The organism is Paenibacillus xylanilyticus, from assembly GCF_013359935.1.
Lineage (GTDB): Bacteria > Bacillota > Bacilli > Paenibacillales > Paenibacillaceae > Paenibacillus > Paenibacillus xylanilyticus.
On the sequence record NZ_JABMCB010000187.1, the window covers coordinates 174435 to 189004 of the forward strand.

At 43.7% G+C, this 14570-nt stretch carries 16 protein-coding genes; 10 read left to right on the top strand and 6 right to left on the bottom strand.

Features of this window, described 5'->3' with window-relative positions; all coding sequences use genetic code 11:
• Nucleotides 1–63 precede the first annotated feature (63 nt).
• The gene (locus HP552_RS16675) at nt 64–651 is read left to right on the top strand and encodes a sugar O-acetyltransferase (RefSeq protein ID WP_217506466.1); all 588 of its coding nucleotides are present in this window, start codon (nt 64–66) and stop codon (nt 649–651) included.
• A 214-nt stretch (nt 652–865) separates the two neighbouring features.
• The gene (locus HP552_RS16680; RefSeq protein ID WP_175396551.1) at nt 866–2302 is read left to right on the top strand and encodes an amino acid permease; all 1437 of its coding nucleotides are present in this window, start codon (nt 866–868) and stop codon (nt 2300–2302) included.
• Here the strand turns inward: HP552_RS16680 and HP552_RS16685 are convergent.
• Nucleotides 2295–2921, bottom strand: a complete 627-nt coding sequence (locus tag HP552_RS16685) for a LysE family transporter (RefSeq protein WP_246310924.1) — start codon at nt 2919–2921, stop codon at nt 2295–2297. The genes HP552_RS16680 and HP552_RS16685 overlap by 8 nt on opposite strands.
• Nucleotides 2922–3056: 135 nt before the next feature.
• Here HP552_RS16685 and HP552_RS16690 point away from each other — a divergent pair, with 135 nt between their 5' ends.
• From HP552_RS16690 to HP552_RS16700, 3 genes are read left to right on the top strand one after another with little or no spacing between them, the layout of a single operon-like run.
• Entirely contained in the window at nt 3057–4670 is a 1614-nt protein-coding gene (locus HP552_RS16690; RefSeq protein ID WP_175396553.1) for a spore germination protein, read from the top strand.
• Nucleotides 4671–4683: 13 nt separating this feature from the next.
• Nucleotides 4684–5898, top strand: coding sequence for a Ger(x)C family spore germination protein (locus HP552_RS16695; RefSeq protein WP_312884303.1), 1215 nt, complete (start codon nt 4684–4686; stop codon nt 5896–5898).
• 20 nt (nt 5899–5918) lie between these two features.
• Nucleotides 5919–7028: a GerAB/ArcD/ProY family transporter gene (locus tag HP552_RS16700; RefSeq protein ID WP_175396554.1), complete on the top strand. Its 1110-nt coding sequence runs from the start codon at nt 5919–5921 to the stop codon at nt 7026–7028.
• A gap of 95 nt (nt 7029–7123) precedes the next feature.
• On the opposite strand, the gene HP552_RS16705 is transcribed toward HP552_RS16700, so the two are convergent.
• From HP552_RS16705 to HP552_RS16720, 4 genes are all read right to left on the bottom strand, one after another.
• Nucleotides 7124–7435: a spore coat protein gene (locus HP552_RS16705; protein WP_175396555.1), complete on the bottom strand. Its 312-nt coding sequence runs from the start codon at nt 7433–7435 to the stop codon at nt 7124–7126.
• A 13-nt stretch (nt 7436–7448) separates the two neighbouring features.
• Complete coding sequence (locus HP552_RS16710; RefSeq protein ID WP_175396556.1) at nt 7449–7640, bottom strand: spore coat protein; 192 nt, start codon at nt 7638–7640, stop codon at nt 7449–7451.
• Nucleotides 7641–7746: 106 nt separating this feature from the next.
• Complete coding sequence (locus HP552_RS16715; RefSeq protein ID WP_175396557.1) at nt 7747–8586, bottom strand: manganese catalase; 840 nt, start codon at nt 8584–8586, stop codon at nt 7747–7749.
• A 173-nt stretch (nt 8587–8759) separates the two neighbouring features.
• The gene (locus HP552_RS16720) at nt 8760–9278 is read right to left on the bottom strand and encodes a DUF3231 family protein (protein WP_175396558.1); all 519 of its coding nucleotides are present in this window, start codon (nt 9276–9278) and stop codon (nt 8760–8762) included.
• Between the two features lie 161 nt (nt 9279–9439).
• Here HP552_RS16720 and HP552_RS16725 point away from each other — a divergent pair, with 161 nt between their 5' ends.
• On the top strand, nt 9440–10294 hold the full coding sequence (locus HP552_RS16725) for a manganese catalase family protein (RefSeq protein ID WP_175396559.1): 855 nt from the start codon (nt 9440–9442) through the stop codon (nt 10292–10294).
• A 157-nt stretch (nt 10295–10451) separates the two neighbouring features.
• Here HP552_RS16725 and HP552_RS16730 read toward each other — a convergent pair whose 3' ends face one another.
• Nucleotides 10452–10799 carry an AMP-dependent synthetase and ligase gene (locus HP552_RS16730; protein WP_175396560.1) on the bottom strand — a complete coding sequence of 116 codons (348 nt, stop codon included), beginning with the start codon at nt 10797–10799 and terminating at the stop codon, nt 10452–10454.
• Between the two features lie 251 nt (nt 10800–11050).
• Here HP552_RS16730 and HP552_RS16735 point away from each other — a divergent pair, with 251 nt between their 5' ends.
• The 4 genes from HP552_RS16735 (at nt 11051) to HP552_RS16750 (ending at nt 14481) form a co-directional block, all read left to right on the top strand.
• Nucleotides 11051–12457 carry an outer membrane protein assembly factor BamB family protein gene (locus HP552_RS16735; RefSeq protein WP_175396561.1) on the top strand — a complete coding sequence of 469 codons (1407 nt, stop codon included), beginning with the start codon at nt 11051–11053 and terminating at the stop codon, nt 12455–12457.
• Nucleotides 12458–12666: 209 nt separating this feature from the next.
• Nucleotides 12667–12999 (top strand): GntR family transcriptional regulator, encoded by a 333-nt coding sequence (locus tag HP552_RS16740; RefSeq protein ID WP_217506458.1) that lies wholly within the window; start codon nt 12667–12669, stop codon nt 12997–12999.
• Nucleotides 12996–13862 (top strand): ABC transporter ATP-binding protein, encoded by an 867-nt coding sequence (locus HP552_RS16745; protein WP_175396562.1) that lies wholly within the window; start codon nt 12996–12998, stop codon nt 13860–13862. The genes HP552_RS16740 and HP552_RS16745 overlap by 4 nt, the downstream gene beginning before the upstream one ends.
• On the top strand, nt 13855–14481 hold the full coding sequence (locus HP552_RS16750) for an ABC-2 transporter permease (protein WP_175396563.1): 627 nt from the start codon (nt 13855–13857) through the stop codon (nt 14479–14481). Before HP552_RS16745 ends, HP552_RS16750 begins: the two co-directional genes overlap by 8 nt.
• Nucleotides 14482–14570: the final 89 nt, after the last annotated feature.

Below are 14570 nucleotides of genomic sequence, written 5' to 3' on the forward strand. Positions count from 1 at the left end.
TATACCCTAATACATAGAAGTTTTGCATTGAAAATAGACACAGGTAAGGAGCCTTACTTCATGATGACCGAAAAAGAAAAAGCACAAAAAGGGCTGTTGTACGACAATAACAATGATCCACAGTTGGTAAACGAACGCCTTGAAGCCAAAGAGCTGTGTTACGACTACAACCAGCTGCGTCCACGAATGATTGCCGAAAGAGAAGCCATTCTGAAAAAATTATTAGCGAAAACCGGTAGCAAATTTCTAATAGAACAACCTTTTTTCTGTGATCAGGGATACAACATAGAGATCGGAGAAAACTTCTATTGTAATCATAATGCGGTGATGTTGGATGCAGCGAAAATTACATTTGGAGATCATGTGTTTATTGCACCCAATTGCGGATTTTACACGGCTGGCCATCCTTTGGATGCGGAACAGCGGAATCAGGGATTAGAGATCGCCCTTCCGATTACTGTGGGGAGCAATGTATGGATAGGCGGAGGTGTTTCTGTCCTTCCAGGCGTAACCATCGGAGATGACACGGTTATTGGGGCGGGTAGCGTTGTTACCAGGGACATTCCGGCAGGTGTCATCGCAGCTGGCAATCCGTGCCGGGTTATTCGAGCGATTACGGAAGCCGACAAAGATAAGTATCCCAGAGCATGATATCTCTGAAAGAGGAAGTTTAATTTTATCAGGATAAATAAAAGAAGATAACGGAAGATGTCTCGCGGCGTCTTTCGATCAAATTACAAGAGTAGTGTCACTTTAGTCGCCAATATGGCGGCTTTTTTTGTTTTGCCAACACAGGACATGAAATAGGGACAATTGGGAAAGGCTACCTTGTGCGATCCAAATTATATAGAAGAGGAATGAAAAAATGAGCAAAGCATCAGATGCCTCTACAGAGGAAAAGAAACTGAAATGGTGGCAATTAAGTTTGCTTGGTGTGGCGGGGACCATTGGCACAGGATATTTTCTGGGTTCCAGCCTTGCGATATCCATTGGTGGTCCCGCTGTACTGCTGGCTTATATCTTGGCGGCACTGGGTACATATATCGTTTTTGATGCCTTGGCAAGAATGACATCAGACCACCCCGAACAGGGATCTTTTCGTTCCTATGCGAAAAAGGCGTTCGGAAGCTGGGCAGGCTTTGCCAGCGGATGGGTGTATTGGTTTTCCGAACTACTGATTATGGGAAGTCAGTTAACGGCCTTGTCCATTTTTTCGCGTTTCTGGTTTCCGAATGTTCCCCTCTGGATCTTTGCTGCCGGATTCGGTATTGTGGGCCTCTGCATTGTATTCTTCGGCAACAAAGGATTTGACCGGGTTGAAAATGTTTTGGCCATCATTAAGATTGCAGCAATCATCATGTTTGTAGTTCTTGCCATTGCGCTTCTCGCAGGGTGGATTGGCGGGACAAAGTACGAGCACAAAGTACCTCTGGCCATGGCAGAAATTTTTCCAAAGGGCGGTATTGGCTTGTGGTCTGCTTTTCTATTTGCATTTTATTCCTATGGGGGTATTGAAGTGCTCGGGATCATGTCATATCGACTTCAAAAACCGGAAGAGGCACCTAAAGCAGGAAAAGTGATGCTCATCGCGCTTTCGACAGTGTATGTTGTTTCGATCGGACTCGCTTTAACGATGGTTCCGCTAAATGCCTTTAATCCGAAAGAGAGCCCGTTTGTCCTGGCCCTTAGTAGTGATCACTTGGCGTTTGTTCCGCATTTGTTCAATGGTGTATTGATTGTAGCGGGTTTTTCTACGATGACGGCGTCACTCTATGCTGTCACTTCCATGATGCTCACCCTAGCTCAAGAAGGAGACGCCCCGCGGTTATTCGCACGGAAATGGAAAAAGAAATATCCATTATTTGCGCTCTCTCTCATTGGATGTGGGCTGATCGCAACCATTATCATGTCTCTGCTGCTTCCTGGCAAGGTGTATGAATATGTAACGACTGCAGCCGGATTAATGCTCATGTACAACTGGTCGTTTATATTGCTGTCTTCTGGTCGACTGTTGAAAGCAGGGAAGTTCAGCATCGTCAAACGATGGATTGGACTGGTGCTGATTGGCTTGGCCGTTACAGGTACGCTATTCCATGCCCTCAGCAGACCCGGGTTCTTTATTAGCCTGCTGCTTGTCTTTCTTATTGCTATGAGTGACATCATTGTGCATAAGGTTCGTAAGAAGAAGAAGGGGGAAAATCCCTCCAATACAGATGATGCTGAAGATGAACAGAGCAACAAGGAAGAAACCCCCACTTTCCACATTACGGGGATTCGGCTTCGCAAAAGCAAACTTAAATAAAAAAGAGAAATTGAATGGCTTTAGCTCCAAAGTAGAGTCCAAAACCAACGAGTGAGAGGCCGGATATGATGGAAATGCCTCTTAATACTCCTGAAGTTAGGTACTTGCGGAATAAACTTGCGGCGGCTGCCATGAAGATATCCCAGATCAGGATCCCGAGGATCACCGCTCCACTGTTAATCAGCGTTTGCTCCACGGAAGAATCATTCACCGCCTTGGCCAGAATGGAGCCATAAATGCCAAGCCAAAACATAATGGATAGGGGATTGAAGAGTGACATCAGAAATCCGTGAATGAACGATTTGGATAACGCTGATTCATCTCCTCTCATATCAGACGAAGTAAGATTTCCTGAATTTTTAATACTCTCCACACCGGTATATACCAAGACAAAGAAGCCAAATAACCACAGGAAAGCCTTTACAAATGGAAGATCCAGCAAGTGAATGACACCGAAATAAACGAGAAGCATGTAAATAATATCAGCGGCGATCGCGCCCAACCCAACAAACCAGGCAGGCATGAAGCCACCTCGGACACCCTTGTCCAACTGCGCGGCATTAATCGGCCCGATCGGCGCGGATAAAGAGATTCCAAGAAATATATAACCAATTAACATGGAACGCGATTCTCCTCCTTTCATGTACTCTAACAGCTTATTCTATGAATCACATTTATAGGACAAACGTTTGTTTATTTGCATAATTTTTTCAGGCCAAACCCATATTAATCGGAAAATAAAGGAGGTGGAATCATGCTCTTCCGTTGGATGAAAAATGTATTTACATCTCAACCCCAGAAGGAGGTAGCAGCTGGGCAAAATCAAGCAAAGCAATCTGAGGAGTTGGATCCATCACTACAAAATAAACTGAGCTCTATAAAAAAAGCATTCGAATATAGTCCTGATTTTGTGATTCGTGATTTCCCTGGATCTGCAGCGGAGGGCACCCCTCTAGCCGTTTGTTACATTGAGGGTTTGACAGATTCCGCCCTGCTAGTTGAACTTATGGAAAATGTCATTCAATTTGTTAACACCTCACCACCATATGAAGACCAATCAGCAGATGTATTAGTGAGAAAAATTCTACCCTCAGGAAATATCGAAAGTTTGGATTCACCCCAACGGGTCTATCAAGCCATATTAACCGGGTATGTGGTTATTATTGTGGATGGTGTGCAGGAAGTCTTAGCTGTCTCCATCTCCGGAGGAGAAAGAAGGTCAGTGGAAGAACCCACATCCCAAACGGTGGTCAGGGGACCAAAAGAAGGATTTACAGAAGAAATAACGACCAACATTACACTTATTCGAAGAAAGGTTCGGACACCTGACCTGAAGTTTCAAATGCACAACATCGGAGAGTACACCCAAACGTCAGTTGCAGTGGCTTATATTCAAGGCATCGCCAAACCGGAAGTGGTTGAAGAAATCACAAAAAGACTAGGTACCATCCGAACAGACAGTATCCTCGAGAGTGGTTACATAGAAGAATTCATCCAGGATGCGCCTATCACTCCTTTTCCGACCATGATCAATACAGAGCGTCCGGATACAGTGGCTGGCAGCCTGCTGGATGGACAAGTAGCCATTCTTGTTGATGGAACCCCGTTTGCCCTGATTGCTCCTGTCACTTTTTTTAACTTTTTTCAAACTACAGAGGATTACTATCAGCGATATGATATTTCCACGTTTTTGAGAATCATTCGGATGATTTCTTTCGCAGTCTCTTTATTATTGCCTTCCACATTCATCGCTTTAACTACTTTTCAGCAAGAAATGATACCCACCACTTTATTGGTTACGCTGGCAGCTCAACGGGAAGGTGTCCCTTTTCCGGCATTACTTGAGGCTTTGCTTATGGAAGTTACCTTTGAGGTTATCCGTGAAGCGGGTGTGCGGATGCCACGAGCGATTGGACCGGCGATATCTATAGTAGGTGCATTGGTTATCGGCCAAGCAGCAGTAGAAGCAGGGTTGGTCTCGGGAGCGATGGTTATTGTGGTCTCCTTCACAGCGATATCCAACTTTGTTATTCCTTATTTCAGCATGGCAACTGCAGTCCGGTTAATGCGTTTTCCATTCATGTTACTTGCAGGTACCCTTGGTTTGTTCGGCATATTGGCAGGCGCTATTCCTCTGCTGGCGCACTTGGTATCGCTAAGATCATTCGGGATGGATTATTTGTCACCTTACAGTCCATTTTACAAGTCGAACATGAAAGATCTGATCTTAAGGGTACCTTGGTGGGCAATGAAGACTAGACCTGATGAGAAAGCGGGGGGCAATAAAACAAGGCAAGCCCCACACCAATTTCCATCAGGCTCAGACAATAATTTAGACAGTATCGGTGAATCTGATGCCAGCGAATAAGGGAGGGGTTGCTGTGATTCGTTTATTTCTCTGTGTAATGATACTTTGTTTAGGAGTATTCATTGCCGGGTGTGGTAATCGTACCGAATTGAATGATCTGGGCATTACTACCGCCACAGGATTTGACCGTAAGGACGGAAGGTGGGATATTACCTATCAAATCATTGTACCTCCCGCGACCAGTACAATGGGATCATCTGGTGGATCTCAAGCATCCGTGACCACCTTCTCATCTCAAGGGAAAACAATTCGTGAAGCGGTAGCGAAAAGCAGTGTGGAGAACCCCAAAAGATTGTACTTCGCACATACGAACGTCATGTTGATTGGTCAGGAAGCGTCAAAATATGGAATTGCAGAAATTATGGATGACTACTATCGCAATGTTAATGCCCGGGAAACGGTAAAGGTGATTATTGCAGATGGAGAGGCAAGAGATTACCTCAAGAAACTGATACCACCAGAAAAGCAGCCTGGTCGCGCACTGTCGGAGATCCTGGAACGAAACAATGAGAGGGGATCCTTTTACCCTGTCATGAACCTGCATGAAATTGCTTTGAAAATCACCTCTGATAGTGGGGCTGCCGGGATTCCTATCGTCACTGTTAATGGTCAGAATCCTGGTAAATTGGAATCCATCGACATTTTCAAGCAGACCACAACACCAAGTAAATTGAGACTCGATGGATTAAGTGTGTTCAATAAAGACAAAGAAATCGGAAAATTGAATCAAAGAGAGAGTATGGGCATTTCGTGGCTAACGGATCGAATAAACAAGACTAACTTGAGCTATGAAGGAGGACATGGTGAGATTAACTCTTTTTTTGTCAGGAAAGCAAAGGTGAAGGTTATGCCTATTAAGTCAGGTTCTCATTACAGCGTTCATGTAAGGGCGAAAGTTGAAGCTGAGCTTGACGAGAGCACTTCAAAAAAAAATATCGTAAGTACAGATAACGTCAATGAATTGCAGGATCAAGCTGAACAATTGATCAAATCACAGATGCAGTTGGGGTGGAATGCAAGTCAGCGGCTACATGCAGATATGCTGGGGCTCGCCAACAAAATACATCAAAGACATCCAAAAGATTGGAAAGCTTTGAAGAATAATTGGCCACAGGTATTGGCACAGATGGATATTGACATTAACGTGGACGTTAGCCTCAAACGCGTAGGCTTGCTGCAGGATTCATTTAGCCGATTGCTTCAGAAGGAAAGCGAAGGGGAACACTAACACCAAGGAGATGGTTAAATATGAATTCAGCCGGGACTCTTCGTGTATCCGAATTGGCTGTTTGTCTTTCCCTGTTTGAAGTTGGCAGCACAACCTTGTTTCTAATGGGCGGGGAGGCCAAACAGGATGCATGGTTAGCCATGCTGGCAGGAGCTTTTACGGGACTATTGTTGTTATGTATTCATCTGGGGATTCATCATCAGGAACCTGACTTGGATCTGTTCCAGTTGCTTCGGAACCATATGGGAAAGATACTGGGTACAATATTAAGTCTATTGTTTATTAGTTATTTCGCGTATGAAGCTTCCCGAAATTTGCGGGATCTAGCTGAAGTCACCGATTTGACATTATTGAATAGAACACCATTGTGGTTGGTTAGTTTAATTACAATTGTTGTCGTCTCCAACACCGTTCGATATGGATATCGGGTGTTGTTTCTCATGTGCATGATGCTGTTTCCTGTTATGGTTCTGGGCTATACGCTAATTAGCGTATTGATTCCTTCCACGGGCCTTCTCCACACGGATTTAAGTCTGCCTGTTATGGAAAATGGGTGGGGTCCCATTTTTAGAGCAGCTTTCCCGGAAATGATTTCCTTTCCATTTGGGCAGGCCGTCTTGTTTTTGGTCTTTTATCCCTATGCACGTAATGGGAGGAATCTGAATAAAGTGGTAATCGCTGCTTATATCATAACCGCTCTCTCTTTAACCTTTATTAATCAACTCATCATTTTCGTCATGGGTCCCCAGATCGCGATGTTCAGTACACTCCCGCTTTTGCAGACGGTTCAATTGATTGAGATGACAGAGGTATTTGAGCGAATGGATGCCTTATTCACTTTGCTTTTGTTTTTGGGGCTAGGTATTAAATTGGCTGCATTCTTCCATGGTGCAGTGATTGGACTTGAAAGAATAACACAGAGAAGCTACAAGAAGTGGGTGTTACCAATGGGGATTGTTTTATATGGAGTTTCATTCCTATCACCGACTTTTACTGAACATATTGAAGTTGGTCGGGGGTTCACGTTGATTTATATTTCTCCTGTATTTCAAATTTTCCTTCCTGTTTTGTTATTCCTCGTTATTCTTTTGAAAAAAAGAATGAAAAACAAAAAAACTAAAAATAATTAACATTATCGAAATGTACATAGAGACTTCATTTGATGTATATAGACTAGAACAAAAAACGACTCCGTATGACACGGAGTCGTTTTTCTGTTAACCATTTAATTTGATTCCACCAGTTTTAAAGCCATATCGGATTTTTCCAAATCATGCTCAACTTGTTCTTCAATATTGTAAGGATGATACATTTCGTTTTTGATCATGTAATCTGCAATCTTTTGATGAGTTTCGATCGCAGTATCCAATTGGGCTTTCAATACTTTCCGCACTCTTGGAGTCGCCGTTTCGGTAAGAGCGATTGCATAGGTGCGTACGGCCGACTTGGCAGACAGAAGCAAATCGGTAGCGATGGCCAAATCATCCATCGGAGCTATGGCCTTCACGAGCATTTCTTTCGTTTTGGTTGTAGTCATCAGAATTACCTCCTTATTTTAAAAGGGATTTCAATTCTTCAATTGCTTTGGAAGAGTTGTCCAAATCGTCTTCAATCAAGGACTTCAGTTTTTCGTCTTTGACAAGTTCCAGCATCGTTACGGCTTTGGTGGCACATGAAGTTTTGAGGGTAAGCAGTTCATGGATTTCAAGTTTCTCATGTAAAGCAAGTTCCTTTGTTGCCATCTTGAAGCACCTCCAGATATTCGTCTGTAAATTAGTACCTACATAGAAAGGAAGAAACAAAAAAAATGTTTGGTGGATGAAAAATCAGCAGTTTGCTGGATAAACACTATTTATCACTTGCTTTACCATCCAGGTCATGGTGAAGTTCTGTGGCCGGGATAACAGGCGCGTAAATCTGTCCTTTTGGAACAGGATTGGATACATATACATAGTCTCCAGTTCCATCAGGGGCGCTTCCTGTAGCCCATAAACCTTCACTGGACTCCGTCCCCTCGGACAGATTCCAGAACTCGTAGGCCTCTGGCTGAGATTCCATCTCTGCCTCAGGAGGGAAGGAAGCTGGAACGACAACTCCGTTCTTCTCTTCCAGTTCCTGAATAGCCGCCATCCATTGATATTGATGGTAACGGTCGCGTGCCAACATTTTCCGGAAAGTTGCGCGTACACCTTCATCTGTCGTCATATGGTAAAGTCTTGCCACTTGTAGACGGCCTTGACTTTCGGCATGCAGATTAGAGCGCATGTCCGCAAGAAGGTTGCCGCTTGCCACAATATAGGAACCATTCCAAGGCACGCCGTTAGAGTTGCTAGGCAAACCGCCCAAACCGCTTACTAGCAGGTGTTGGGGATTTATGCCTCCCATAATGGCAGCAGTAACAGGATCTTCAGCCGCTTTTTGCTGCTCAGCTGGTGTAGCACCATCCAGTAACTGGCTAATCAGTGCACAGAGCATTTCGACGTGGCCAATTTCCTCGGTGCCAATATCCATGAGCATATCTTTATATTTTTCTTCGCCCCGACAATTAAATCCTTGAAAAAGGTACTGCATCATAACGGTCATTTCCCCGAACTGTCCACCCAATACTTCTTGAACTTGACGAGCAAACATGGGATCCGGGCGATCTACTTTTACCTCGAATTGTAACTCTTTCTGATGTCGAAACATATGAATCCCTCCATTTATTTGTGTGGTAGATTAATTCTAAATGTATATAACCTGCTCCTAAAATTCTAAACAGAGTGCATAGCAAAAAAAGACAAAGAATGGAGAGAGAAGCATCTCCTTCTTTGTCTTGTCTTGGGATGATGAAGTCTAATGTCAGCAAAACACAAAGGTACTTAGGCCTTGTCAGAATCCGGTCTTTTGATTTGAAGAGGTGGAGGGATGAGCCATCCTTTTTCTTTGTTCATTTGCAAAATTCTAAGGCCCAGTGCCGTCTTGGTGACGTGATATTTCGCGAATAATGCACCGATATCTTCTCGAATGGATTGTCCCATGGCTTGGCTTGCTGCAACCAGACCCAATGCAGTATCAGCTGCTGCTTTAGCCGCAATTTCAGGATCCGTGAATCTCGCACCGGCCGGGATATCTTCCAATTTTACAGGAGGTCTTTCCGGCAATGTTGGCGCGGGTGCAATTCCGTTTTCGGTTAACAGGGTATCGCATTCTTTAATTTCCAGTTTGGCCTGATCCAACAGGGCATCCAATACTTTCTTCAAATCTTTGTCACCTGCATGATTCAAGTACGCTTGATAACAGGAAACGGCTCCTTTGGCTACCATGGAACATTGCCATACACTGAAGATTTCACCGTAATGCATCGGTTCAGTTTTGGGATTACCACTTAGAATACCCATTTGAATTCCCCTCCAAATTTGATGTCGTTTTACCGAATTATGTTTTACCTAATGGCATAATTATATTCTCACCGATAACCAAACATTGGTTATCAAGCATTTACATAAATCCAGGAAGAAAGCAGACACTAGGGTTATAATTTCTTGAATGGAGGACAACCATGTTTTTTTATCGCGAGGACCTGATTAACATGATCGTCCCGGATAAGCCTGATCCGGCTGCAGCAAAAGTGTTGCAGGAAACCCTTGGGGGCCAATTCGGCGAAATGCGGACCATGATGCAGTTTTTCTTCCAGAGCAGTAATTTCCGTGGAAAAGCGACACAGTATAGAGACCTTCTTCGTGGTGTATTTCTGGAAGAATTAAGCCACATTGAATTGGTACAGCAAACGATAAATCAATTGTTGACCGGAGCAGGTGCGGAGGGAGCAGGGGATGCCGGCATTGACGGCGCACCGCTGGACGAAGCTATTAAACACGCCAATCCGCATCATTACATTATGGGGGCTCAAAGCTCACTGCCTGTAGATGCTGCCGGCAATCCATGGCTTGGCAATTATGTGTATGATCATGGCAACCTGGTTAGTAATTTGCTTGATAATGTTGTACTTGAATCAACCGGTGTCTTACAGAAGTCTCGAATTTATGAAATGAGCACGAATAAAGCGTTTCGCGAAACCCTGGGTTTCCTGATTGTCCGTGATAATGCACATCAAAATGCATTTGCAAAAGCATTGGAGACACTTGGGGTTAATTGGGGTAAAATATTCCCTATTCCGAATTACGATATCAATAAATATCCGGAATGTCAGAAATATATTGACCTGGGCTTCCACAATGCTCAATTCAATTTCCGTTTGGATAATACGCGGATTGCTGAAATCTATAGTGGTCAATCGCCTAGTCGCAATGGTGGCGAACTCAAAGTTACGGACCCTCCACAAGGGCATCCTCTTCCGTTCATGCCTGAACTTCCGAATGAACACAGCCCAGGGTTATATGACTTAAATGCATAATCCATCTTCTGTAATAGTGAATATGGATTAACAAAAGAAACTGGACATTCCGGTTTCTTTTTTATATCTTGGTACGTCGTTTGATGATTGTTTGATTATAGAAATACAAAAGGAGCACTCCTGCGAGGGCTCCATTGTATTTCCGTACTGAATTGCTTTATTGACGATGCTGGCTAGAAAAGTTTCCAAAGGATTGTCCAGGAGAATTAACGGGATTGTTAAATGGCTGGTCTAAGAAGGATACATGTTGATTAGTCGTATTAGCCAATTGTTGTGCAAGGTTTGCAATCTGCTGCAGTTGCTGGATCGCTGTTTGGTGTCCTTGAAGAGCTGTCTGAATTATATGGGCAGCTTGCTGCTCCCGTTGTGCAAGTTGTTCAAGCTGTTGGGCATTACTTTGCTCTTGTCTCAAAAGCTGTTGATATTGCATGGATGCTTGTTGAGTTTGTTGAGTGAGCTGTTGAGCGAGCTGTGTGATTTGCTGGGTCTGAGAAAATTGATTCAAGTGAATGGCCTCCTAAATGTCTTTTGGAATACTTGATGTAGTATGCAGAGAGGTCAATGGAAATATTCAAACCGTTACAAAGAATGCAATATGTTATCCATCTGTAACGTTTAATGACCATAAGAACATTGAATCTGTTAATTGCCCCCAAATTTATCCTCTAGTATACTAAATTCATTCCAAATGTTTACATCCTATTAGACAGAGAGTAGGGTGAACTAAGATACTTCACCAAAAGGGAGGAATATTATATGATCCACTTGCAGTCCAAGTCACGATCTCGAAAACCAAAGAACCATCTTATCCGCCGCACGCTTACGGGCATAACAGCCACATTACTAACCGTGTGCTCGGGCTATGCTGCATTTCCTTCACAGGTTTTCGCGGAAAAAGCAGATGTATCCGTTCGCAACTGGTACTCTTATCCGAGTTTCACCGTACCTGAATTAAAGCCTTCCTGGACAGTGAAGGTAGACAACTATTTGAATATGAATGAGACCTCTTTGGGACATCAGGCAGTAGCCGAGGAGGGCAAGGTATTTGCTTTTTCAAAAAGCAAGCTAATCGCATTGGATGCAGCAACAGGCAAGCAGCTATGGACATTCGGTAATAGTTTGACGCCCACAATTGTCTATAATGACGGTATTTTGTATGGACTGTCTTCCAATCATAAGCCATATGCAGTGAATGCCAAGACAGGAAAGGCCGTATGGCAATCGGGCACATCCACATGGATTGATACACGTCAAGGTACAGAGGCGTTGGTACCTGCTGCAGATACACTTTACGTGATCAAGGGAAGTACTACGTTTGCCTTTGAACGCAAGACCGGGAAGCTGCGCTGGAAGGCTGACGAAGCAATGGCTGAGGGGAATGGTACCGCTTATCTTCAGGAATCGGATGGAGTTGTGCTGCGAACTTTTTTTGTGCAGGGGGCACTAACTTCTGTTCAACTGAACGCTTATGATAAGAAAACAGGAAAAAAGCTATGGAGCGACTTTGGTCAGGGAGAGGCCATTCATATTAAAAACGGTCTCGTCTACTCCGTTGATTATTACTCTCCGCTGCTTACCGACTACGAATCCGTTCCGGATCGGAAACTGCAGATAAATGCGTATAACCTCAAGACGGGTGCGATAAAAGGAACCCTTGAATTTAATTGGAAGATGCCTGGTGACCCACCATATGATCGGGGTCAAGGAAGCGTAATAGCAAGTGGAGGCAAGCTGTACGTTGAACAAGGCGATCAAATATCGGAATACAATCTGGACACTTACAAGACGGGTGATGCTCCTTCGCGGACGTTTCAGCGTCCTTACGGGGTAGATGGAGAGTTGATGGGCATTGTACAGGAACGACTTATCTACAGAAGCAACGTAACGGAAGGTGAATTGACAGGCATTAAACTGGTCAACGGCAGCGGGGTCCAATGGAACGGTGATGCCCCTGTGTCCCAGGTCAGTGTATACGGAAAAGGGGTCTATCGTGCGCAGCGTAACGGAACACTGCTCGGTATTCATATGCTGACGTCCAAGCCGGTTTTTAGCGTGAAAACCGGGGCGGATCTGCACGAAGCAACGTTGAAGACAAACGGAATGATCATCATCCAAGCTGAAGACAAACTGATCGGAGTCAAGCTCCCAGCATCTCTGAAATAAGCGTGAATTAGAGTGGAAGGACGGATATTATCCGTTCTTTTTTTGTTGTGCAGATGTTTCGAATAAATGGGCAAATTTGGATTGACGAAATGGGTATATAGTGTATATATTATATATACACACTATACACTCAATAAACAGTAATGAGGTGAAGGGCCATAAAAATTCTCATATCCAACGCTTCGAGCGATCCAATCTATATACAGATTATGAATCAGATTCGTCAGAGCATTTTGAGCGGGGAATTGGTTGCGGGCGATAGTCTTCCCTCAATCCGGCAGCTCGCCAAGGATTTGCAAGTTAGCGTGATAACAACCAAACGCGTCTATGAAGAGCTCGAGAAAGAAAAACTGATTGATTCCGTTGTAGGCAAAGGGTGTTTCGTTTCGGGTGCCAATCAGGATTTTATTCGGGAACAGCGCATGAAACGACTGGAAGAGAAAATGCTGGACATTATTCGTGAGAGCAAGGAACTAAGCATGACGGAGCAAGAGGTAATCAATCATTTCACATTGTTGTTTGAGGAGGAAAATACACCATGAATGCGATTGAACTGCGAAATCTAACCAAAACGTATCCCTTATTTAAGGTGGATAATGTATCTCTGAATGTCAAACAAGGGTACATTACGGGCCTTATAGGACCAAATGGAGCTGGAAAGAGCACACTAATTAAAATGATCATTGGTCTAATCCGTCCTGATTCCGGGAGTATAAAGACATTGGGTAATGAGATGCCCTCACAGGAAATTAATATTAAGCAGCGCATTGGTATCGTGTCAGATGAATGCTTTTACTATGAACATCTAACGATTCGGGAAATGAAAAAAATGATAGCACCATTCTATAAGAGATGGGACGAAAAGAAATTTAACAGCTTTCTTGAGCAATTTGAGTTGTCTCCCAAAAAGAAGATTGAAGATCTGTCCAAAGGGATGAAAATCAAATTTTCCCTTGCTATCGCACTGTCTCACAACGCGGAGCTCCTCATTATGGATGAGCCGACATCCGGTCTTGACCCTGTATTTAGAAGAGAACTTCTTGATCTGCTCTCCGATCTGATACAGGACGAGACAAGGTCCATTATTTTCTCTACGCATATCACGACGGATCTGGAGCGTATCGCAGACTATATTGCGTTCATCAATCAGGGGAAGCTCGTATTTAATGAAACCAAAGATGACGTGCTTGAGAGATATACGATTGTCAAAGGTGACATGGAACTTCTTGATTCAGATACCCGAGATCTGTTCATCGGAATCCGTGAGACAGCTGTCGGTTTTGAAGGATTGGCACGGAATAAGGAGGAAGCAGAACGGTTATTTGGCAGCTTTGCCCTTTTGCAAAGGCCATCTCTGGAAGATCTGATCTATTTTACAGCCAAGGGAGGACGCAAACATGCTTAATTTGCTGCGCAAAGATTTCATCGCAATCAGGAGTTCCCTGTGGACGATTCTTCTATATCTTGTTGTGTTTAGTCTCGCCTTTATACCCAAAAGTGAAATGTCGATGTATTTTGTCGGGATCTATACCGCATTCGGTTCGATTATCCTTGCGACCATGATTGATATCAAAAATCATAACCATAATTTCCTCGTCACCCTGCCGGTTAGCCGCAAAAACATCGTGCAAGCCAAGTACTTGTCGGCCATTCTTTTTACGTTATTTGGAGTTTTCGCTTCGTTCGGGATTCATTGGCTGGTTGACTTGAATTTCCCTGAGCTGAATAAACCGAATTATTCGGTTTTGGACATTATGGTATCAGTGGGAATGGTGCTTGTCCTGGTCTCCATCTATATGCCACTTTTTTATGGACTTAGTAAAAAGGGAGCAGGGATTATCAATGCTGTATTTATGGTCTCGCTCATTGTTCTTGCACAACCATTTGCTCTATTCATGAGTATGGTAAACGAGGAAGGGATGATTAATGGCCGAGTTATCACTGCAATTTCATTCGGAATTATACTGTTGTTTTGTGCCTCCTATTTATTAACGATTCGGTTATTCTCAAGAAAAGACTTATAGGATGCGGAAGAGGAAGTTTTATTGCAAGTCATAAGTCAAACAAGGAGTTGGGATCGATTCATGCTAACCAATGCAGAAAATCGCCCGCT